Raw genomic sequence first — 21630 nt, forward strand, 5'->3', positions numbered from 1 at the left:
CTGGGATGTCGAGGGCCGGGTGGAGCGTGGATGACGGGCCGGCTGTCGGCGAAGCCGGCCCGTGCTCGATGTGGCGTTGCGTGCACGTCGGGACGTGTTTGGGGGTGCCTGTCAGAAATACCAAGGCCGACGCCCTCCTGGGGAGAAGACGTGGGTTCCGCGGCGTGCTGTCGTCAAGCCCGGAGCGAGTCCTCGTCCGGCAGGTCCTGAACCGACTTGGCCAAGTCGGGGAAGCTGCTGAAGAAACTTTCTTCGGGCAGGTCGTACATGCGGAGGACCTCTCCCATCTCGGCCTTGTTTCTCGCCGTTTTGATCGCCAGTTCGAACGAACCTAATTCCCGGTTCGAAACCAGGAACTCACCGCAGTTCTTTTCGTCCATGAAGCGCTACACCCCTGATTGCGTTGTGTCCTGTGATTGCACAGGGGTGTACGTGAATACACGTCCCCGTGGAGTGAATTATTTCCCTCGGGCGATATGGTCCCCCGACAATTACGCTAGCGGGCGGAGTTTGCGTTGCGCCAGTCCTTCGGGCGAATTCGTTCTGCGCAAGATGTCGACCCTTTGCGTGTAGTCGGTCTCTACATGGTTTCGGTTTTGGGCGCACCTGTTCCTCGGTCGCCCGCATCCCGTATCGGGTTATACGAGCGAGATGGATTCTCCAACGTCGCCGAAGTTATCGGCGGTCACCCGAACGCGCAACCCCGAACTTCCTTTCGGTCGTGGGGAGTTGACCGTTCCGCTTTCCGGGGCGAGGCGCTTCTGGGGCTAATGGGGTCAGTTCAGGCAACTCGGACATCCATCTGGAGTGGTCGGCCCGACCAGGTTCGGTTAACTGTTGGTTGACGTGATCAGGTTCGTCAAATTAGCCTCGGTCCACGACTCCGAGGGAAGAGCAGGTGGCGCGTGGAGACAGGTGAGGAGTTCGGGCCTTGGCTTGCCCGTCAGCTCAAGCTCGCAGGGAAGACACAGGCCGAACTGGCCGAGGAGCTGAAGCTGACTCGGGCTGCGGTGTCCGCATGGATCACCGGCAGGTCGACGCCACGCCCGACCGTCATGGGGGACATCGCCAAGGCGCTCGGCACGGACCTCGGCACGGTGCACACCCGCACGACCGACACGCAGGCCGGCCTGCCGGTCACCTGGTACCACCGTCCCGGCTATCCGGACGGCGGTCGGGACCTGGGCAATGCCGCAGCCTTCGCCTTCGACGCCGACGTGCAGGTCCTCGCTCGCGAGACCTGCCAGAACAGTCTCGACGAGCGGCTCACGGAGAATGGTCGCCCCGTACGTGTCCGCTACACCTTGCACGAGTTGACCGGCGAGGCCCTGGACGCTTTCCGCGAAGCCATTCTCTGGAACGACCTCTTCCCGCACTACGCAACGGTGTCGGACACCGTCGGCAGCCAGAAGGTGGGCCGCGTCGTGGACGCCGGAGTGCGTGACATGTACGAGAAGGGTCGCCTGGTTCTGCTGCGTGTCGACGACTACAACGCTTCCGGGCTCATCGGCGACGACTACGCGGACGGCAAGTTCGCCGCGGTGGTCAGGCGCCAGCTGGAGAGCCTCAAGTCCGGTCCTGCCGCCGGTGGTTCGTACGGCCTTGGCAAGGCGACGCTGTGGGCGACCAGCGCACTTGGTCTCGTCCTCATCAACTCCACGCTCTCCGAACCCCATGAGGGGCGTACCGAGCGGCGTGTCATCGGCCGTCTCGAACTGCCCTGGCGCGAAGTCGACGGCCGGCCTTACGCAGGACCTGCCTGGTTCGGTCGCCCTGACCCTGACTCGCCCGGCGCCGAAGTCGCCCGCTCCTGGTGGGCGGACGAGGAGACCGTGGCCCGCCTGCACCTCACCCGAGAGAGCGACGAACCCGGTACTTCCTTCCTCATTGTCGGCGCACACGACGTGGCCAGTCTTGCGGACGGCTCGACCGACGCCGACGAGGAGACCGTGGAGGAGGGCAGCGAGGACACGCGCGATATCCGCCAGATGCACCGCCGTCTGGTCGAGGCGTTGGGCCGTGACTTCTGGGCCGCGATGACCGGTGGCGGTAGCAGGCTGCCCCTCCTGGACGTCTCGGTCCGTACCTTGCGCAACGGCGACGTGGTCGTGGCGGAGGAGCAGGTGGACCCGTCGGTCGAGCAACCCTCCCGGACTCGCGCGCTTCGAGCCCACTACGAGGGCACCACCGTGGACCGGCTCACCGAAGCCGGGCAGGTGGTTGCGCGGAGTGTTCCGCTGAAACTGCCGTTGTCCGGTGGTGCCAGAGGAACACTCGGTACCCATCAAGCGGTCCTGTTGGTCACCGAAGCCGCAAACGACAAGGACACACCGAAGAACCAGGTGCACTCCCTGCGTGGCAACCGCATGACCGTCAAGAAGTCCGGTGTTTCGAACCTCCCACTCGGAACCAATCCGTTCCAAGCCGTTCTCCTGGTGGGGGAGGCCGCCGGTGATTCGGCCCCCTTCGCCAAGGAGGCCGAGGAGTTTCTGCGCGCTGCGGAACCGCCCGAGCACGACCGCTGGGGGCAGACGGAGGAGCTGACCCTGCGCTGGTCGCCCTCCGCATACCGGCGGATCAACGCACTGACGAGCGAAGTCAACAATGCGGTCAGGGAACTCGTCGCACGGCCGAGACGTGGCAGCCGCGAGGGTGGTGAAGCCCTGCGGAAGGCATTGACCGTGAAGACGAAGCCCCAGGCCAAGAGGCCCTCCGGTCCGGTGGTTCCGGTACTGGACGCACTCGAGGCTTCGGTCGGCGACGGCGGGGAGTGGCAGATCACCGCGGAGGTGAGCATCCCTAGAGGCGACGAGATCGTCCCGATGGTGCCGGTCGCCCAGATGGACGTCCGCTCAGGGGGTCGTCCGAAACTGGACTGGGCGGAGCTCGTGGCCATCGAGGGCTGTGAGGTGGAGAACGGAACCCTGCGCTTCATGCCGGGCATGCGTCGCGCGAAGTTCCGAGGTTCCACCGACGTCACCAGTCACCCCGTCAGGACCACGCTGACCCGCCTCGTCGTCGAACTCCGCGCCGGTAAGGGGGAGTGAGTGAAGATCTATCCGTACAAGCGGCTCAACCGTCCTGTCGCGCTCAGGGTGACCTCCGTCTCCCTCAAGCTCGCCGACGGCACCAGGGACCGACTGGAGACCGCCGCCTACTCGACCCAGCAACAGGCCGTCGCGCTCGGCATCGCGGGCCACACGGACTGGGTGAGCGCCACAATCGGTCTTTCGGCGACACTGCCGCCCGGAGCGAACGCACCGGACGCGGCCTGGACCGACCTGCGGGTGCTCGCCGTGCTGACGGACGGCGAGACCAATGTCCGTACCTCGGCAGACCTCACACGAGATGCAGAGGACGGCCACGACTGGTCGGGCTCGATGGAGGTGCTCCGTGACGATCATCTGGGTCGGGCATCTCTCGCCGTCCACGCCGTCGGGACGGTGGACGGAGTTCGGGGTCGGTCCATCGCGGAGACCGATCGGAGCTGGGTTGTCGACGCCGTTTCCGAGGAGCCGGTTCGGGGACTCCAACTGGATGTACAGAAGGCATCGTTCAGCAGGAGCGCGAAGGAATGGCTTCGCGCCTACGCCGATGTGCCCTGGGTCGTCGACCCCTCGGCCAGAGTTCCCACCGTGTTCGTGAACACCGACGTCGAGGGGATCATCGGGCTGCTGGACAGCAGCGGCTCCGGGGTGGAAGGCAAGGTGCGTGACCTCTTGGTCGCCCAGATGGCCACCGACGTCTGGACCGCGGTGTTCCATGGTGCCATCGGCGACCTGGAGGTGGAGCCCGGCAGCGGCCCGGTCTTCCCGACCGACTGGCAGGGTGAAGTGCTGCGGGAGATGCTCCCGGACGTCGTCCCCGGCGTGCACGTCGAGGAGGCCCTCCGACAGGTCCATCGCCGTCGAACGGGCGACTCGGGCTGGGCGGAACTCCAGACGCGCATCCACTACGCGGCGGCTCGCCGCGCCGATGCCGGCAGGGCGGTCGCCTACGCAATCCGCAGTCTGGAACAGATGAACCGAGGTAGTGAGGCGTGATGGACCAACCGAACCATGTACCGGAGCGTCTGGCACTGCTCGGCACGTCCGCTGTCGATCCGTTTCTCACCGAGGAGTTGCTCACGGGCGAACAGGCACACGGCGGCATCGATCTGGCCAAGGTCGTCGAGCCACTGCCCGAGGACGACGCCAGGTGGTCGGTCGAACCGATCCGCGGCCTCGTGGAGGACGCCATGTTCGAGTTCGGGAAGGACCGCACGCGTGCCGACGCGTGGCTCGCGCCACGGCTACATGCGACCCTGCGCCTGACCCGGCGGGAGGCGGCGGACAAGCGACTGTGGAATCACCTCGCGCTCGCAGTGGCTCCCGACTACGTCGCATGGCGGCACCTGTCGGAACCTACGGCGAACAGACCCACAAGGCGTATCGCCGCGGAGCGGTTCCGTGGCCCCGCGGACCGCCAGTGTTTCTCCCGCCTCTGGTGGGCTGCCGAACTGTTCCGGAACGGTTCGGACTATGCGCCCGTCGAGGTCGCCTGCGGAAATCAGGACCTCATCCACACCGTGCTGAGGCGGGATCTGATCGACCACCGCCCCACCGCTCAGGCTCTTGTCCGTCTCCTGCAGAACGGAAAGATCACCAGTGGACGAGAGGTCAACGGGCTCAGCGTTGCGATCGACGCGGCCGGTGCGACTCTGGTCTACGACGTCCTGGCGTCGGACGTACCCAGGGATCCGGCGCCTCTGAGCCACTGGATCTCGGAGGCAGGCTCGGCGCTCCCTGTAGGGCGCCACGAACTCCCTACCGGACCCGACGAGGACCCCGTCCCGGAAGAGGCCGTGGCTGCGCTCACCGCCTACTTCACAGAGTTGTTCGAGACGGCCCCGGTCAGGGGCCGCGCGAGCGCGGACTGACCTGGTGCAGCGACCTGCCGTCGGACCGGTGGTCTAACGCACCGAAGCCTTCTTGCGAGGTACGGCGGACGAGCGCGCCGGTGCCTGATCCTCGGGACGCGGGCACCTGGCGGTGCAAGCGTCCCCCGCACCGCAACCGTGGCTGCGCAGTTTGGCCCGGTGTTCCACCGTCGCGGGCTGCCAGGGCTTCCGCAGGTCCTCCGGGTCCGGCGTGGGAAGACCGAGCGCGGCGCTCAGGAGGTGGGCGCCGAACACAGGTGGCACGGCGTTGCCCACCTGCTGGGCCTGCGCCGTACCGGACCAGGGGTAGTCCGGCGGGAAACTCTGGAGCATGCCCGCCTCGTTCATGCTGAACCGCGCGCCCTCGCGGACGACGCGCTCGTCGAGGTGTTCAAAGACCACGAAGCGGGAGATGCGGCCGGTGACGGTGGCGGCGGGCTGCTGGTCGGTCCGTACACCTCGCCGCCCGGGAATTCCGGAGCTGCCGTAGTTCGAGCGGACCAGGAACGGTGTTCGGCGACCTGGATGAGTGCCCACCGGAGCGGCGAGAACCTCACCCATCGACTTCCACGGCTTCAGAACCACGCCATCGGTTTTCGGGGGACCCGCTGCCTCCGGTGCGCTGGCCTCGGCGTCGAGGGTTGGTTGGTGCACCCCGCTCGTGGCCCGCTCGGCCCTGCGATTCCAGTCCTTCGCCTCGTACGCGAGATGCGTCGGTTCAGGAAGGAAGGGCTGACCGAGCCCTTGACGTCGGGCGATCAACACCGCGCGAGATCGCGTCTGCGGTACGCCGTACGTCTCCGTGTCTAGGACATCGACGACGACCTCGTACTTGGTGCCGTCGGGGAGGCCCGTCGTCTCCAGTACCTTCGCGTAGTGGTGCCAGAGGGCCTCGACCGCGGGGACCTGCTCCAGGACGATGACGTCGTACGGGCGCTTCTGCCGATTGTGGCTCCTCGTCGCCTGGATGGCGTACCTGAGTGGCTCGAGGACCATCGCGGTACGCGGATCGCTGAGCTTCTTCAGATCTCTGTCGATCGTCTCGTCGGAATCGCCCGCCATCAGGCGTTCGATGTATGCCTTGACCTCTTCCAGCGCCTTGCGGCCCGCGCCCTTTCCGGCCACCGAGTACGTCTGACACGGAGGACCACCGGCGAGCACGTTGATCTCCGGCGGCAGCGACTCGAAGGCGTCCCTGCGGACCGCGCTCACGTCGGCGTGCAGGGTGTCCAGCCCGGCCGCGTATCGCGTCAGGCATGCGCTCCTGTCCCACTCGATTCCGAGACTCGGGATGTCGAGAGAGTGCCCGGCGACGTCCAGCCCTCCGGGCCCCGCGAAGAGATCCAGGACAAAGGGCTTGTCGAGGATGGACTGATGTGGCGCCGCGCTGGTCATGTGGCGGAAGTCTAGCCGGCGGAGGACGCTGCCGGATCCGCGTCCAGCGCTTCGGCGATGGGCTGTCCCAGCGCCCTTGCGGCCGGCGGGGGTGCCGCATGTCCGATCAGGCGATACCCAGCCGTCTTGAGGCCGGCGGTCTTCCGTGATGGGGAAAGCCCTGCTCCGGTCCCGCCTGCTCGGCTGTGATTTTCACCACGCTGTCCCAGGTAGGCTCGAGCACGGTCAGCCGCTCAGCGATTCCTCCCCCGCCCTCGTTGTGCCTTCCGGAGTTCGACCACGGTCGCCACGCGCAGAGCCACATCCTTCGGATCCTCGTGCTCCCAGAAGCGCAGCACCTCCCACCCGGCCGAGGTCAGGTGCTCGGTCGTCTCCGCATCGCGGGTCATGTTGCGGTCGAGCTTCTGCCGCCACCACTCGGCGTTCGACTTCGGCTGCGTGGCGTGCTGCGGGCAGCCGTGCCAGAAGCAGCCGTCGATCAGGACCGCCACCTTGACCGAGGTGAAGGCCACATCCATCCGACGTCGGGCCATTCCCGGCACGGGGTACTCGATGCGGTAGCGCAGGCCGGCCGCGTGGAGCAGGCGCCGGACCGCGAGTTCGCAAGCTGTGTTCTTGCTGGCCTGTCGGCTCATCCGTGCCGAGACGGCGGGTGAGAGCGGCTTCATCGTGTTTGAGAGCGGCTTCATCGTTTTCAAGGCCTGGTGTTTCACGATCGTGGCTCGGTGTTCTGTCGACACCTGATTCGGCAAAGCCCGAGTGGAGGGTGTCACCGGGTGACAGGGGAAGACTGGTCATCGTCTTCGGCGTGCTCGATCGAGCCGTCGTGACGCGGCTCTTGTATCAATTCCACCATGGGAAGGATCCCGGCCGAGCGGGAACACCTTCGGCTCGTCCGGCCGTCAGGCCTCCGGACCCCCGTGGCAGTCCCCGTAAGCCCTCCCCGACCCGCACCAGCAGTCTGCGCCTCGGGCCGGGGGCCAGGCTGTTGCTCGGCCTCGGGCTGCCAGGGTGGTGGCGTATTGGGGGAGCAGGTCTGCGTTGGCCGGGGAGGAGGCTTCCGAGGCGGCGAAGGCTTCGTAGGAGGGGACCGTCGCCGGGACGATGCCCAGGTTGGGGGTGCCCGCCGCGGCGAGTTCTCGGAGTGAGGCTTCGATGTCCGTGAGGTGGGCGCGGTACGTGGGGTACTCGGATTCCAGTTCCGGGTACGAGGAGAGGAGCTCGTCCAGTTCCGCTTCCGGCCAGTGGAGGACCGCCACCGGGAAGGGGCGCGAGAGGGCCGTGCGGTAGGAGCCCAGTTCGCTGCGGAGGCGGGTGATCTCCGCCTGGAGTTCCGCCGGGTCCGACGAGCCCAGCGACCACAGGCGCTTCGGGTCGTGCAGCTCGTCCAGGGGGACCTCCGCCGTGTGGAGCGTGTCCGCCAGGGTGTCCCAGTCGTCGTGCGGGAGCGCCAGCATGCGGCGGACCCGGTGGCGGGTCACCAGGAGCGATCGGGTGGGGTGGGGGAGGTCCCCCGAAACGGCGGCAGGGGACAGGAGGGTTGCACCCTCCGTCGCGACCGTCTCCGCCAGTTCCAGTTCGTCGTGGGTCTCCAGCGTCTCCACCACGATCTCCCACGGCGCCGCCTCCGAGGGTGCCGAGACGCGCAGGCCCTCGATGATCGCCCGCGCCTCCGCCTCGTGGCCGTACTCCCACAGGTTCGCCGCCTTCAGGGCGCGGATCAGGTGGGGGTCCGACGGGTCCGGCGACAGCAGGTCGTCGTACAGGGCCGTCGCCGCCGCGCGGTCGCCCGCCAGTTCCAGGTGCGCCGCCGCCCGGAGGAGCAGGGCCTCCCTGTCCTCGGGGTACAGCGCGGCGGTGCGCAGCAGGCGCTCGGCTTCGGTGGCGTGGGCGGCAGGCGTGTCGGGGCGCATGCTGAACACCGTACTGCTGTACGGCCCTGGAGAGTTGGCGCGTCAGCGCTTATCGTGCCCCGCGTGCGGGACAGGGTGCGTGAGAGGGTGCCGGTCGTCGTCCAGACGCGCGGGGTGCGGAGCACGCCCGCGCGGGTGCTGTGGGTGTGCGCCGAGGCCGTCGTCACCTGCGGTGTCGTCCTCATGCTTCTCGTCGTCCACCAGCTCTGGTGGACCAACCAGCAGGCCCGTGCCCAGGCCGGTGAGCAGGTCCGGGTGCTGGAGCGGGAGTGGGCGGGATCACCGGCTGTCGTCCCTGCGCCGACCGTCACCGGGTCGCCGTCCGTCGCGCCCGACGTGCCGGCCGGGGAGACGGAAGGGGTCACCGCGGCTCCGCCGGCCGCCCCGCCGAGCGAGAGCCCGCCCTCCTCCGCGTACGCCATCATCCGCATCCCCCGCATCGGCCTCACCGCCCCCATCGCCCGCGGCGTCTCCAAGCGGTCCGTCCTCGACCGCGGGTACGTCGGCCACTACCCGGACACCGCCGGGCCCGGCCGGACCGGCAACTTCGCCCTCGCCGGGCACCGCAACACCCACGGCGAGCCCTTCCGGTACATCAACAGGCTCCGCAAGGGCGACGTCATCCGCGTCCGGACCCGCGAGCGGGAGTACGAGTACGTCGTCGACCAGGTGCTGGCGCAGACCGCACCCCGCGACACCGGTGTGATCCAGCCCATCCCCCGCTCCGTCGTCAAGCCCTCCTACGGCTACTCCGACCCTGGTTCCTACCTGACCCTCACCACCTGCACCCCGGAGTTCAGCTCCCGGTACCGGCTCGTCGTCTGGGCCAAGCGTGTATAACGGCTGGAGATGGCGGAGACGGCAGTAAGGGGAGGAGGGGTGATGGTCAGGGACGCGGCGTTGCGCATGCTCGCTCCGGTCTTCTTCCTGCTCGCCCTCGCCGACCTCCTGCTCTCCGACGGCGCCGGCGTCTCCGCCGCCGTCGCCCTCGCCGCGACCACCGTCGTCTGCGCCCTCATCGGCGCCCCGGCCGCCCCGCCCGTACCCCGTACGCGGGTACGCACCGCGCTCCGCGACCGTGAACGGCGTACCGCCTTCCTGCCCCAGCGCGATCCCGACGCCTCCGGGCGCCGCAGGCCCCGGGCACCCGGCCGTCCCCTCCCGACGGCCGCGTAGCGAGCAGCGAGACCAGAGAACTCCTGCGCGGTTCCGTCATGCCGACGTTTCCTCTTCCGGCACGACGAGACCCTTCGGAGGGCTCCCATGTCCGTTTTCGCCTCCCTGGTCGAGCAGCTCGCCGACCTGCTCCAGCCCCTCTTCGCCACCGCCTCCGCCGCCGCCGCGATCGTGCTGTTCACGATGGTCGTACGGCTCGCCGTCCACCCCCTCTCGCGGGCCGCCGCCCGCGGCCAGAAGGCCCGCACCCGGATCGCGCCGCAACTCGCCGAGCTGCGCGCCAAGCACGCCAAGAACCCCGAGCGGCTCAGGAAGGCCGTCATGGAGCTGCATGCGAAGGAGAAGGTCTCGCCCTTCGCCGGCTGCCTGCCGAGCCTCCTCCAGGCGCCTGCCTTCTTCCTCATGTACCACCTGTTCTCCGGCGACCGCATGGCCGGGCACTCCCTCTTCGCCGCCCCGCTCGGCGACCACTGGGCCGATGCGCTCGCCCACGGCGGTGTCTTCGGGCCCGCCGGGCAGGTCTATCTCGTCCTGTTCGCGATCGTCGCCGTCGTCGCGGCCTTCAACTTCCGGCGTACGAAGCGGCAGCTCGCCACGCAGCCGCTCGACACCGGCATGGCCGACACCCCCGGCGCCGGATCGATCCAGAAGGTGATGCCGCTGCTCTCCTTCGCCACGCTGATCACCGTCGCCGTCGTCCCGCTCGCCGCCGCGCTCTATGTCGTCACCAGCACCACCTGGACCGTCGTCGAGCGAGCCGTCCTCTTCCGTGAGCCGCGCCCCGCCGAGGTCCTCGCTGCGGGTGCGTAGGAGGCCTTGCTACCGGCGCGTAAGGGTCCAGTCCGTGAACGGGGTCTTGCCGAGTGGTCGAAACTCTTGGAGGATCGACCAATCCTCCGATATCTCCGATGGCCGCACTCCATCGGCCGGGGCTCTTCCGGGCCCGCCCCCGGGCCCACCTCGACCACAGGGAGAAGACCATGAAGCTGCTGCGAGTCGGTCCGGCGGGAGCCGAGCGTCCCGCCCTGCTCGACGGGGACGGAACGCTGCGTGACCTGTCGGCCCTGGTCGACGACGTCGACGGCAGCCTGCTGGCCGACGCCTCCACGCTCGACCGTATCCGGGCCGCCGTCGGCGCCGGTGTGCTGCCCGCCCTCGACGCGACCGGGCTCCGGATCGGCCCGCCCGTCGGGCGGATCGGCAAGGTCGTGTGCATCGGGCTGAACTACCACGGGCACGCGGCCGAGACCGGCGCGGCGACCCCGGCCGAGCCGGTCGTCTTCCTCAAGTCCGCCGACACGGTCGTCGGGCCCGACGACACCGTGCTCGTACCGCGCCGCAGCACCAAGACGGACTGGGAGGTCGAGCTGGCCATCGTCATCGGCCGGACCGCCCGCTACCTGGAGACCGACGAGCAGGCCCTCGCGCATGTCGCCGGGTACGCCGTCGCCCACGACGTCTCGGAGCGCGAGTTCCAGATCGAGCGTGGCGGGACCTGGGACAAGGGCAAGAACTGCGAGACGTTCAACCCGCTCGGCCCGTGGCTTGTCACCACCGACGAGGTGCCGGACCCGCAGTCGCTCGCGCTCAGGCTCTGGGTCAACGGCGAGCTGAAGCAGGACGGCAACACGTCGGACCAGATCTTCGGCGTCGCGGAGGTCGTACGGTACGTGAGCCAGTTCATGACCCTGTACCCCGGCGACATCATCAACACCGGCACCCCGGCGGGCGTCGCGATGGGGCAGCCGGAGCCGAAGCCGTACCTGCGGGCGGGCGACGTGGTGGAGCTGGAGATCGAGGGGCTCGGACGTCAGCGGCAGGAGCTGAAGGACGCGTAGCCGGTCGGCCGGGTGGTGCGGCCGGCCGGAACCCGCTCAGCCGGTCGGCCGGGGGGTGAGGCCGGCCAGAGCCCGCTCAGCTGGTCGGCTAGGCGGTGAGGTCGGCCGGAGCCCGCTCAGCCGGTCGGCTAGGCGGTGAGGCCGGCCAGAACTCGGGCCAGCGCCTCCACGACCATCGCGTGGTCCTCGGCCTGCGGCAGGCCCGACACCGTCACCGAGCCGATCACCCCCGCGCCCTCGACCGCGACCGGGAACGAACCGCCATGGGCGGCGTACCGGTCGGGGTCGAGGCGCGAGGACTCCTCGAACGTCGTCCCCTTGGCGCGGAAGCGGGCGCCGACCAGGTACGAGCTCTCCCCGTACCGCTCGACGACCCGCCGCTTGCGGTCGATCCAGGCGTCGTTGTCCGCGCTCGAACCCGGCAGCGCGCAGTGGAAGAGCTGCTGCGCCCCGCGCCGGATGTCGATCGCGACCGGCGCGCGGCGCTCGCGCGCCAGCTCCACGAGGAGGGAGCCGAGGGCCCAGGCGTCCTCGTACGTGAAGCGGGGCAGGACCAGGCGCGCTTCCTGGGCCTCCAGCGTGGCCACGTCGTTCACAGCGTCACCGTGATTCCCTCGCGGGCGGAACGCCTCGCCGCCTCCAGTACGTCCAGCGCGGCGGCGGCCTCGTGGGCGGTGACCGGGTTCGTACCGGTGCCGCGGACGGCGGCGGCGACGGCCGCGTAGTACGCCGGGTAGTCGCCCGGCGCCGACTCGACGGGGACTCCGCCGCCGGTCAGCGGTGACTCCCCGGCGCCGAGGCGGCCCCACAGCGACTCCGGCTCCACGCCCCACGGCGTGCCGGGCTCCGGCAGCAGGCCCTCGCGCAGGTCGGCCTCCTGGGGGTCGAGGCCGTACTTCACGAATCCGGCGTTCGAACCGAGGACGCGGAAGCGGGGGCCGAGCTGGGCCGTGGTGGCGCTCACGTACAGATGCGAGCGCACTCCGTTCGCGTGCGTGATCGCGATGAACGTGTCGTCGTCCGCCTCGGCGGCGGGGCGGCGGACGTCGGACTCCGCGTACACCCGGACGGCCGGGCCGAAGAGCACGAGCGCCTGGTCGACGACATGACTGCCGAGGTCGAAGAGGAGACCGCCGATCTCCTCCGGGGCGCCGGACTCGCGCCAGCCGCCCTTGAGCTGCGGGCGCCAGCGCTCGAACCGGGACTCGAAGCGCTGGACGTCGCCGAGGGCGCCTTCCGCGAGGAGCCGGCGCAGGGTGAGGAAGTCGTTGTCCCAGCGGCGGTTCTGGAAGACCGACAGGAGCAGGCCCCGCTCCTCGGCGAGGGCGGCGAGCTCGCGCGCCTCGGCGGCCGTGCCCGCGACCGGCTTGTCCACGACGACCGGGAGGCCGGCGGCCAGGGCGGCGGTGGCGATCGGGACGTGCGTCTTGTTGGGGGTCGCGACGACGATCAGATCGAGCTCGCCCGCCCGCGCCCAGAGCTCCTCGGGGGAGTCCGCGACCCGTACGCCGGGGTGCGCGGCACGGGCCTGTGCCTGACGCTCCGGGTTGCCGGTCGTGACCGTGTCGAGGACGAGGTCCTCGGTGGCGGCGATCAGCGGGGCGTGGAAGACGGAGCCCGCGAGGCCGTAGCCGACGAGTCCGACGCGGAGAGGGGTGGTGGCGGTCATGCCATCCACTTAAGCAACGCTGTTGCCAAAGTGCAAGCGAGGGGGACAATGGGGTGGTGAACAGGAGTGTCGGGATGGTCGGCGGTGTCAGCGGTGTCGGGAGCCCGTGGGGTGCCGGGGGCGTGGGGAGCGTGGCGGGTGTGGCGGGTGTGGCGGGTGTAGCCGGTGTGGCGGGCGAGGCGGGTGCCAATCTGCCGGCCCTGCGCAGCCACAACGCGGCGCTCGTCCTCGACCTGCTGCGGACGGCGGGGGAGGCCGGGATCAGCCGTCTCGAACTGGCCGAGCGCACCGGGCTCACCCCGCAGGCGGTCAGCAAGATCACCGCGCGGCTGCGTGCGGAGGGGCTTGCCCGCGAGGCCGGTCACCGCGCCTCGACCGGCGGGAAGCCGCGTACCGTCCTGCGACTCGTCCCCACGGCCGCGTACGCGGTAGGGGTCCACCTGGACCGCGACGAACTGACCGCCGTCCTGGTGGACCTGGCGGGGGTACGGGTCGCGGTACGGCGGACGCCGCTCGATCTGGGCGCGGGCACGGAGGCCGTCTTCGGCGCGGTGGACCGCGAGGTCCGCGCCGTACGCGGCGAGGCGCCGGGAGCGTCCGGAGTGCCGGGAGCGGTGGGGGCGGTGGGGGAGCCGGGAGTGCCGGGGGAGTCCGGCGGCGAGGGCGTGGCGCCGCCCCCGGTTGCCGGGTCGGCCGGGCTCGCCGGGGCAGCTGGGCTCGCCGAGTCGGCCGGATACGCCGGGTCGGCCGGGCTCGCCGGGGCGGCCGGGCTCGCCGGGTCCGCCGGAGACGCCGGGTCGGCCGGGCTCGCCGGGTCCGTCGGAGACGCCGGGGCGGCCGGGCTCGCCGTTCTCGGTGTCGGGGTCGCCATGCCAGGGCCGCTCGATCACCTCGCCGGTACGCCCGGGCGCGTCACCGGACATCCGTCGTGGGAGGGCGTTCCGCTGCGGGACGAGCTCTCGCGCCGGCTCGGGCTGCCCGTCGCCCTCGACAAGGACACCAACGCCGCCGCCCTCGGTCTGGCCCTCCGTCCCGATGCTCCCGCCGCCGACTCCTTCGCCTACCTCCACCTCGGTACGGGGCTCGGCTCCGGGCTCGTCCTCGGCGGCGCCCTCCACCGGGGGGCCAGGACCGGCGCCGGCGAGTTCGGGCACCAGACCGTCCTGCTCGACGGGCCGCCCTGCGGCTGCGGCGGGCGCGGCTGCCTGGAGGTCCTCTGCCTGGCGGCCGTCGCTCGCGGTGACGTGCCCGAGGCGGCGCGCGTCCTCGGTACCGGCGCCGTGAACCTCGTACGGCTCCTCGACATCGACCGCGTCGTCCTCGGCGGCCGGGCCGTGGCCGCCGACCCCGAGGCCTTCGTCGGCGGCGTCGGCGCGGTCCTCGCCGGGGCGGGCCTCGGCACGCCGGTCTCCGGCGCCACATCCCCGTACGCCGTCGCCGAGGGGGCCGCGCAACTGATCCTCGCTCCGATCTTCGGAAAATAGGCTGATTGGGCGGAACGGGTGGGCCGCCCGGGGGTCACGCGCCGCGTCGCTCCCCAGTGCCGTCGCCCCCGCCTGGCAGCGTCGCGGCCGTCCCGTACGCCCGCGAGCAGCAAAGGCACCCGCCCATGCGACTGCGCAGCGCCCTCGCCCTCGGTCTGACCGCGGCGACGACCGGAACCGCCGTCCTCGCGCTCGCCGTGGGCCCGTCCTCGGCGGAGCCCGGCCCGAGTCAGGCCTCCGGCTCCGGCCCCGGCTCCGGCTCCGGTTCCGGATCCGAGCCCGGTGCGCGTACCGGAGCCGGGGCCGGTGCCTCACGTTCGGAGGACGAGGCCGGTTCCGGCTCCGAGGCCGGGTCGGTCCTGAACCCCGGTTCGGGCCTGGGCGCCGGACCGGGTGTCGGACTCAGGGCCGATGCCGATGCCGATTCCGGTTTCCGGCTGAGGAAGGACACCGGCGCCGGAACCGGATCCCACGCCGAAGCCGGAACCGGGTCCCAGCCCGGCGCCGGAACGGGCAACGGAACCGACGCCGGTACGGTGGCCCGCCCCAACGCCCGTCCCAACGCCCGCCCCGCCGCGGAATCCGCCGCGGAATCCGCCGCGGAATCCGGCGCGGTGACGACACGACGGCGAGAGCCCTCCCCCTGCGGCGAGGTCACCGACCCCGAGTTCCCGATCGACACCCGGATCCACCGCCGCCCCGGCGTCTTCGTCCCCGGTGCCGGCTTCCGAAGCTTCGAGGTCGACCTCACCAACACCACCGCCGAGGCCTGCCAGGGCATCCACCCCGTCCTGGTCCTCACCGACCGCGACCGGGCGCTCCGGCCCGAGCAGATCCGGCTGGAGTTCTACGACTCCGAGGGCCGCCGCTGGCTCCCCGTCGCGTTCGAGGCGACCGATGAGGACGAGAACGTCGGTGCGTTCATCGGCCCCTCCGGCCCCTCCGGCTTCTCCGGCTTCACCGTCCCCGCGGGCGGCACGGTCACCGTCTCCGTCCGCCTCGCGTTCCGGGAGGGCACCGAGCCCAACGCGGTCGTGGTCAACGCGGCGATCGTGCAGCGCCACGGGGCCGACGGCGAGTGGGTCGGGGAGTCCGACGACGTCGCCCTGACCATCGGACCCGAGGGCACGGAAGAGAACCCCGAGGCGGACCCCGAGCCGAACCCCGACGCGAACTCCGAGGGGCGCCCCCAGGGGAACCCGCGGCCCGTGCCCCACGGGACCACACCGCCGAAGGACGGCGACACCGGCCTCCCGCCCGCCCCCCTGACCCCCGAACTCGCCCACACCGGACCCGAGTCGATCGCCCTCCTCGCGCCCGCCTCGGGCGCGCTGCTCCTCACGGGCGCGTCACTCCTCGTCGCCTCCCGGCGCCTCCGCCGACGCCCGGACCGGGCACCCTCCTAGGGCGTGTTTCGAAAGCCCGTCCGGCCGGGGGCGTCTGGCTCGCACGCTCGCCGCGTTGTCGTTCGTCGGCGCGGCCCGCTGCGCCTTCCTCCCTCCGCCGTGCGATCGCACGCTCCCCCAAGCTCTCGGCTGCGTTCGTCGAGCAGGGGACCCCCATGACGCCCCCGGCCCCGCCCTTCGGGCGAACGACGCCACTTTCGAAACACGCCCTCGAGGTCGCCGCGTACCTCCGAACCCGCGAGTCACTCTCCGTACACCCTCCCGTTCATTCCCATCTGCGAGCATCCCCCCGTGGACTACCCGAACGACCAGGCACCTGGCGCACCCATCCGCTCCGGCATCCCCGAGCACGGCCGCATCCCCAAGTACTACGCGGTGAAGGCGAAAGTGGCCTCGCTGATAGACGAGTTGGGTGAGGGCGGACTGCTGCCGACCGAGCGGGACCTCGCAGTCCGTTACGAGGTCTCGCGCGAGACGGTCCGTCAGGCCCTTCGCGAGCTGCTCCTCGAAGGGCGGCTGCGCCGCCAGGGGCGCGGGACCGTGGTCGCCGGGCCCAAGCTGGAGCAGCCGCTCTCGCTCGCCAGCTACACCGAGGGCGTACGGAGGCAGGGGCGCCGGCCCGGTCGAAGCCTCATCTCGCTCGACCGCTTCCCCTGCCCCGACGCGCTCGCGCCCGAGATCGGCGTCGAACGCGGCGAGCCCGTCTGGCACATGGAGCGCGTGCTGCTCGCCGACGACGAGCGGGTCGGCCTGGAGAGCACATACGTGTCGGTGGCCCGTGTCCCCGGCCTGGACGGCGAGTTCGACCCCGACTCCTCCTTCTACCGCTACCTGAGCGAGAAGCTCGGCATCGGCTTCGGCGACGCCGACGAGCGGATCGAGACCGTGCTGGCCACCCCGCGCGAGGCGCTGCTCATCGGCACCCCGCCCGCGCTCCCGATGCTGCTCATCCACCGTCTCTCCCGCGACACGGCCGGTCGGCCGCTGGAGCGCGTCCGCACCCTCTACCGCGGCGACCGCTTCAGCTTCACCGCGCACCTGGGGCAGCAGGACTGAGCTGATCCGGGCACAGCTCCGACCTCGCCTTTGATAACGGAAAGATAACGGGTCTAGGCCAACCTTGTCGCCCCGTTCACCGTCCCGTTGCCACGCGGATCGCTCCGGGTCATTCACCGCCAGGACCGTGAACGGCATGAAGGTGATCGTCGTAGGAGCCGGCGTGGTGGGAACCATGCACGCCTGGCACGCAGTGGAACGCGGCCACGAGGTCGTACACATCGAGCGCGAGGCCGAGGCGCGAGGGGCCTCGCTCCGCAACTTCGGCCAGATATGGGTGAGCGGCCGCGCGGGCGGAGAGGAGCTGGACACCGCGCTGCGCGCCCGCGAGCTCTGGGAGGGCATCGGTGCCCGCGTGCCCGAGCTCGGCTTCCGGGCCATCGGCTCGCTCACCCCCGTACGGGGCGACCTGGAGCTGGCCGTCGCCGAGGCCGCCCTCGCCCGGCCGGACGCGGCGGCCCGCGGCTACAAGCTGCTCACCGCCGACGAGGCGCGCCAGGTCAACCCCGCGCTGCGCGGAGAGTTCCAGGCCGCGCTGTTCTGCGAGCGCGACGCGGCCGTCGAGCCGCGCACCGCACAACTCGCCCTGCGCAAGGCCCTGCTGGCCTCCGGGAAGTACACCTTCCTGCCGAACCGCGAGGTCCGTGACGTCTCCGGCGCCGAGGGCATGGGCGCCTGCGCGGTACGCGACGACCGCGGCGAGGTCCACACCGGCGACGCCGTCGTCCTCTGCACCGGCGCCGCGCTCAGCGGCCTCGTCCGCGAGCTCGCCGGCGACATCCCGGTCCGCCGCGTGCGGCTGCAGATGATGCAGACCGACCCGCTCGGCGAGCCGCTGACCACCTCCGTCGCCGACGCCGACTCCTTCCGCTACTACCCGGCGTACCGGTCGGAGGCCCTGGACGCACTCAACGCGGGCCAGGCCCAGGATCCGACCGCCGCCGCGCACAGGATGCAGCTCCTGATGGTCCAGCGTCTCGACGGCGGGCTCACCATCGGCGACACCCACGAGTACGAGCACCCCTTCGCCTTCGACACCCTCGAAGACCCCTACGAGCACCTCGTCCGCGTCGTCGAGTCCTTCCTCGGCCGCCCGCTGCCGAAGATCCGGCGCCGCTGGGCGGGCGTGTACGCGCAGTGCACCGACACGAGCCGGGTCGTGCACCGGCAGAAGGTCCGCGAAGGCGTGTGGCTGGTGACGGGACCCGGTGGACGCGGCATGACCTGCTCGCCCGCCGTCGCCGAGACGACCGCGAACGAACTGGGCTGGTGAACGACATGACCGAGAACCACACGTACAACCTCGTCGTACTGGACATGGCCGGTACCACCGTCGCCGACGGCGGTCTCGTCGAGCGGGCGTTCAGCGCCGCCGCCGAGCGCCTCGGCGAGGACCCGGCCACGATGATCGACTACGTCCGCGCCACCATGGGCGAGTCCAAGATCTCCGTCTTCCGCCACCTCTTCGGCGGCGACGAGACCCGCGCCCAGCAGGCCAACGCCGCCTTCGAGGAGGCGTACGGAGAGCTGGTGGCCGACGGCCTGATCGCCCCGCTCCCCGGCGCGGCCGAGGCGATCGAGCGGCTGAAGGCGGAGGGCCGGACGGTGGTCCTGACCACCGGTTTCGCCCGGGTCACCCAGGACGCCATCCTCGACGCGCTCGGCTGGCGGGAGCTGGTCGGGCTGACCCTCTGCCCGGCGGACGCGGGCGGCCGGGGGCGTCCGTACCCGGACATGGTCCTCGGCGCCTTCCTCCGTACGGGAGCCGTCGACGACGTCCGTCGGATCGCGGTCGCGGGCGACACCTCGTACGACATGCTCAGCGGGGTCCGCTCGGGCGCCGGGATCGTCGCGGGCGTGCTGACGGGGGCGCACGAGGAGGCCGCGCTCAAGGAGCACGGCGCCACCCACGTCCTCGCGTCGGTCGCGGATCTGCCGGCGGCGATAGCCCGGGCGGAGGCGGACCGGTGACGGCGCCCGGCGCCGTCGTCGCGACGGGCGGGGCCGGCCCGGCCCGGCCCGCCTCCGCAGCCGCGCGCAGCGGTATCCGTTTCCGGTCCGTCTCCGTCGCGTACGGCGGGAACACCGTCCTCGACGCCCTCGACCTGACCATCGAGCCCGGCGAGGTCATGGCCCTGCTCGGGCCCTCCGGCTCCGGCAAGACCACCGCCCTGCGCGCCGTCGCCGGGTTCGTGCAGCCGGTCTCCGGCCGGGTGTTCATCGGCGATCGCGACGACACGGCCCTTCCGCCGCACAAGCGGGGGATCGGCATGGTCGTCCAGCAGTACGCCCTCTTCCCGCACATGCGGGTCGAGGACAACGTGGCCTTCGGCCTGAAGGCGCAGAAGGCGCCCAAGGCCGAGATCCCGGGGCGGGTCGCCGAGGCCCTGGAGACGACCGGGATGTCGGCCTACGCCAAGCGCTACCCGCGTGAGCTGTCCGGCGGCCAGCAGCAGCGCGTCGCGATCGCGCGGGCGCTCGCCATCCGCCCGAACGTGCTGCTCCTCGACGAGCCGCTGTCGGCGCTCGACGCACAGCTGCGCTCCGGGATGCTCGCCGAACTGGCGCGACTGCACCGGGAGTTGCCGGACGTCTCGATCCTGTACGTCACCCACGACCAGGTGGAGGCGCTGACCCTCGCCGACCGGATCGCCGTCATGGACAAGGCCAGGCTCCAGGACTGCGGCACGCCGCAGGACCTGTACCGCCGTCCGCGTACGGAGTTCACGGCGTCCTTCGTCGGCAACGCGAACCTGCTGCCGGTGACGGTGGGGACGGGGACCGTGGCCTTCGGGGGCGTCCGGCTCACGGTCGCCACCGACGGCGTGGCCCCGGGAGCCGCCGCCACCCTGTGCGTACGGCCGCACCTCGTCGGACTCGGCGAGGGCCCGAACGCGCTGCGGGGGCGGATCGCGGAGGTGCAGTGGCGCGGGTCGACGCACCGCCTGTACGTCGACGTGGAGGGGCACCGCGTCAAGGCGGACGTGCGGGAACTCCGTGAGACGCCCGCCCTCGGGGACGAGGTGGTCCTTCACTTCGCCGCCGGGGACGGGGTGCTGCTGGGGGCCGGGGTGTCCGATGGCTAGCCCCGGCGCACCGATCATGACCGCCGAGCGCCGTCGTGAGGTCGTGCCCACCCTCCCCGGGACTCCGTCCGGCGGGACCCCCGCCCCCGGTCCCGCGCGACGTGTGCCCACCACGGTCCTCTGGGCCCTGCCCCCCGTCGCCGTGCTGGCGCTCGTCTTCCTCTACCCGCTCGCTCTCGTCGTCCAGGAGTCCCTCGCTCCCGGTGCCTACGCCGACGTCTTCGCGTCCGAGGCCTTCCAGGAGGCGCTCGTCACCACCGTGTGGCTGGCCGTCGGGGCCACCGTCGGGTGTCTCGTCCTCGGGTTCGTGCTCGCGCTCGTCATCGCGTTCGTGCCGTTCCCCGGCGGGAAGGCGGTGTCGAAGTTCATCGACGTCTTCCTCTCCTTCCCGTCCTTCCTGATCACCCTCGCGCTCCTCTTCCTCTACGGCACGGTCGGCATGGCCAACGGTCTGTGGACGGACGTCACCGGTGCCGAGGCCGGGCCCTTCCAGTTCCTGACCACGCCCTGGGGCGTCCTCCTCGCCGAGATCACGTACTTCACGCCGTTCGTGATGCGTCCGCTCCTGGCGGCGTTCTCGCAGATGGAGACCGCGCAGCTGGAGGTCGCCTCCTCCCTGGGCGCGAAGCCGCTGCGGATCGTCCGGCAGGTGATCCTGCCCGAGGCGCTGCCCGCGCTCGCCGCCGGCGGAAGCCTCGTCCTGGTCATGTGCCTGAACGAGTTCGGGATCGTCCTCTTCACCGGCGCCAAGGGCGTCACGACCCTCCCCATGCTCGTCTACGGCAAGGCCATCCTCGAATCCGACTACGCCGCCGCCTGTGTCGTCGCCGTCGTCAACGTCGCGATCTCCGTGGGCCTCTACGGCCTGTACCGGGTGGTGAGTCGTCGTGCTGGTGCATAGCCGTACGGGGAAGTGGACGGCCTGGACCCTCTTCGCGGTCCTCTTCGTCCCGCTCTTCGCCCTCCCGCTGCTCGTGATCGTCGCCGCGTCCTTCTCCACGAACTGGTCCGGGGCCTTCCCCTCCGGGCCGACCGCCGAGCACTACACGGCGGCCGTGCGGGGCGAGTCGCTCCAGGCGCTGACCACCAGCCTGGTCACCGCCGTCACCGCCGGCCTGCTCGCGCTGACCGTCGGCACATGGGCGGCGCTCGCCGCCGACTCCCTCCGGAAGAACGGCCGCCGGTTCCTCGACGCGCTGTTCATGCTGCCGGTCGCCGTGCCCTCGGTCGTCGTCGGCCTGGCCGTCCTGGTCGCCTTCTCGCAGCCGCCCGTGCTGCTGAACGGCACGCGCTGGATCGTGATCCTGGCGCACACCGTTCTTGTCACGGCGTTCGCCTATCAGTCGGTCTCGGCGGCCATCCTCCGTCTCGACCCGATGTACGAGCAGGCGGCGGCCAGCCTCGGCGCCCGCCCCGCGTACGTCCTGCTCCGGGTGAAGCTGCCGCTCCTGCTGCCGTCGCTCAACGCGGCCGCTGGGCTCTGCTTCGCCCTCTCCATGGGTGAGCTGAGCGCCACGATGATGCTCTACCCGCCGGACTGGCTGCCGCTGCCGGTGCTCATCTTCACCGCCACCGACCGGGGATCCCTCTTCACCGGCTCTGCGCTCGCCGTGGTCCTCATGGCCACGACCCTGCTCGTCCTGCTCGCCGTCTCCCGTGTCCGCACCAAGGCGTCCTACCGCTAATTCC

The 21630-nt window shown here is 71.0% G+C and carries 21 protein-coding genes; 15 read left to right on the forward strand and 6 right to left on the reverse strand.

From position 1 onward, the window contains the following. Window positions 1–173: 173 nt before the first annotated feature. Window positions 174–380 carry a hypothetical protein gene (locus ACF1G2_RS06230; RefSeq protein ID WP_391797141.1) on the reverse strand — a complete coding sequence of 69 codons (207 nt, stop codon included), beginning with the start codon at window positions 378–380 and terminating at the stop codon, window positions 174–176. 525 nt (window positions 381–905) lie between these two features. On the opposite strand from ACF1G2_RS06230, the gene ACF1G2_RS06235 reads away from it, so the two are divergent. From ACF1G2_RS06235 to ACF1G2_RS06245, 3 genes are read left to right on the forward strand one after another with little or no spacing between them, the layout of a single operon-like run. Continuing rightward, a complete protein-coding gene (locus ACF1G2_RS06235) occupies window positions 906–3047 on the forward strand; it encodes a helix-turn-helix domain-containing protein (RefSeq protein ID WP_391797142.1) in 2142 nt (713 codons plus the stop codon). After that, entirely contained in the window at window positions 3048–4043 is a 996-nt protein-coding gene (locus ACF1G2_RS06240; RefSeq protein WP_391797143.1) for a hypothetical protein, read from the forward strand. Next, entirely contained in the window at window positions 4040–4918 is an 879-nt protein-coding gene (locus ACF1G2_RS06245; protein ID WP_391797144.1) for a DUF6339 family protein, read from the forward strand. Before ACF1G2_RS06240 ends, ACF1G2_RS06245 begins: the two co-directional genes overlap by 4 nt. A gap of 33 nt (window positions 4919–4951) precedes the next feature. On the opposite strand, the gene ACF1G2_RS06250 is transcribed toward ACF1G2_RS06245, so the two are convergent. From ACF1G2_RS06250 to ACF1G2_RS06260, 3 genes are all read right to left on the reverse strand, one after another. Next, window positions 4952–6313 (reverse strand): DNA cytosine methyltransferase, encoded by a 1362-nt coding sequence (locus ACF1G2_RS06250; protein ID WP_391797145.1) that lies wholly within the window; start codon window positions 6311–6313, stop codon window positions 4952–4954. 233 nt (window positions 6314–6546) lie between these two features. After that, window positions 6547–6948: a very short patch repair endonuclease gene (locus tag ACF1G2_RS06255; protein ID WP_391797571.1), complete on the reverse strand. Its 402-nt coding sequence runs from the start codon at window positions 6946–6948 to the stop codon at window positions 6547–6549. 267 nt (window positions 6949–7215) lie between these two features. Further along, on the reverse strand, window positions 7216–8226 hold the full coding sequence (locus ACF1G2_RS06260; RefSeq protein WP_391797146.1) for an SEC-C domain-containing protein: 1011 nt from the start codon (window positions 8224–8226) through the stop codon (window positions 7216–7218). Window positions 8227–8289: 63 nt separating this feature from the next. Between ACF1G2_RS06260 and ACF1G2_RS06265 the strand changes: the two genes are divergently transcribed. From ACF1G2_RS06265 to ACF1G2_RS06280, 4 genes are all read left to right on the forward strand, one after another. Continuing rightward, entirely contained in the window at window positions 8290–9066 is a 777-nt protein-coding gene (locus ACF1G2_RS06265; protein ID WP_391797147.1) for a class E sortase, read from the forward strand. A 42-nt stretch (window positions 9067–9108) separates the two neighbouring features. Then, window positions 9109–9402 carry a DUF6412 domain-containing protein gene (locus tag ACF1G2_RS06270; protein ID WP_391797148.1) on the forward strand — a complete coding sequence of 98 codons (294 nt, stop codon included), beginning with the start codon at window positions 9109–9111 and terminating at the stop codon, window positions 9400–9402. A gap of 87 nt (window positions 9403–9489) precedes the next feature. Further along, window positions 9490–10212: a YidC/Oxa1 family membrane protein insertase gene (locus ACF1G2_RS06275; protein ID WP_391797149.1), complete on the forward strand. Its 723-nt coding sequence runs from the start codon at window positions 9490–9492 to the stop codon at window positions 10210–10212. 170 nt (window positions 10213–10382) lie between these two features. Next, window positions 10383–11240, forward strand: coding sequence for a fumarylacetoacetate hydrolase family protein (locus ACF1G2_RS06280; RefSeq protein ID WP_391797572.1), 858 nt, complete (start codon window positions 10383–10385; stop codon window positions 11238–11240). A 128-nt stretch (window positions 11241–11368) separates the two neighbouring features. Here the strand turns inward: ACF1G2_RS06280 and ACF1G2_RS06285 are convergent, their stop codons facing one another. Together ACF1G2_RS06285 and ACF1G2_RS06290 are read right to left on the reverse strand one after the other, a co-directional pair. Next, window positions 11369–11836 carry a heme-degrading domain-containing protein gene (locus ACF1G2_RS06285; RefSeq protein WP_391797150.1) on the reverse strand — a complete coding sequence of 156 codons (468 nt, stop codon included), beginning with the start codon at window positions 11834–11836 and terminating at the stop codon, window positions 11369–11371. Further along, on the reverse strand, window positions 11833–12909 hold the full coding sequence (locus tag ACF1G2_RS06290; RefSeq protein WP_391797151.1) for a Gfo/Idh/MocA family oxidoreductase: 1077 nt from the start codon (window positions 12907–12909) through the stop codon (window positions 11833–11835). The genes ACF1G2_RS06285 and ACF1G2_RS06290 overlap by 4 nt, the downstream gene beginning before the upstream one ends. Before the next feature lie 56 nt (window positions 12910–12965). Between ACF1G2_RS06290 and ACF1G2_RS06295 the strand changes: the two genes are divergently transcribed. The 8 genes from ACF1G2_RS06295 to ACF1G2_RS06330 all read left to right on the forward strand — a co-directional run bounded on the left by ACF1G2_RS06295 (window position 12966) and on the right by ACF1G2_RS06330 (window position 21626). After that, the gene (locus ACF1G2_RS06295) at window positions 12966–14393 is read left to right on the forward strand and encodes an ROK family protein (RefSeq protein ID WP_391797152.1); all 1428 of its coding nucleotides are present in this window, start codon (window positions 12966–12968) and stop codon (window positions 14391–14393) included. A 125-nt stretch (window positions 14394–14518) separates the two neighbouring features. Further along, complete coding sequence (locus ACF1G2_RS06300) at window positions 14519–15799, forward strand: hypothetical protein (protein ID WP_391797153.1); 1281 nt, start codon at window positions 14519–14521, stop codon at window positions 15797–15799. A gap of 291 nt (window positions 15800–16090) precedes the next feature. Beyond that, window positions 16091–16855, forward strand: coding sequence for a GntR family transcriptional regulator (locus tag ACF1G2_RS06305; RefSeq protein ID WP_391797154.1), 765 nt, complete (start codon window positions 16091–16093; stop codon window positions 16853–16855). 136 nt (window positions 16856–16991) lie between these two features. Continuing rightward, complete coding sequence (locus ACF1G2_RS06310; protein ID WP_391797155.1) at window positions 16992–18128, forward strand: TIGR03364 family FAD-dependent oxidoreductase; 1137 nt, start codon at window positions 16992–16994, stop codon at window positions 18126–18128. Between the two features lie 5 nt (window positions 18129–18133). Continuing rightward, complete coding sequence (locus ACF1G2_RS06315) at window positions 18134–18826, forward strand: phosphonatase-like hydrolase (RefSeq protein WP_391797156.1); 693 nt, start codon at window positions 18134–18136, stop codon at window positions 18824–18826. A gap of 74 nt (window positions 18827–18900) precedes the next feature. After that, on the forward strand, window positions 18901–19941 hold the full coding sequence (locus tag ACF1G2_RS06320) for an ABC transporter ATP-binding protein (RefSeq protein WP_391797573.1): 1041 nt from the start codon (window positions 18901–18903) through the stop codon (window positions 19939–19941). A gap of 16 nt (window positions 19942–19957) precedes the next feature. After that, window positions 19958–20842 (forward strand): 2-aminoethylphosphonate ABC transporter permease subunit, encoded by an 885-nt coding sequence (locus tag ACF1G2_RS06325; protein ID WP_391797574.1) that lies wholly within the window; start codon window positions 19958–19960, stop codon window positions 20840–20842. Then, window positions 20829–21626, forward strand: coding sequence for an ABC transporter permease (locus tag ACF1G2_RS06330; protein ID WP_391797157.1), 798 nt, complete (start codon window positions 20829–20831; stop codon window positions 21624–21626). The genes ACF1G2_RS06325 and ACF1G2_RS06330 overlap by 14 nt, the downstream gene beginning before the upstream one ends. The last annotated feature ends 4 nt before the right edge of the window (window positions 21627–21630 follow it).

Source organism: Streptomyces sp. NPDC013457, assembly GCF_043089925.1.
In the GTDB taxonomy this organism is placed as follows: Bacteria; Actinomycetota; Actinomycetes; order Streptomycetales; family Streptomycetaceae; genus Streptomyces.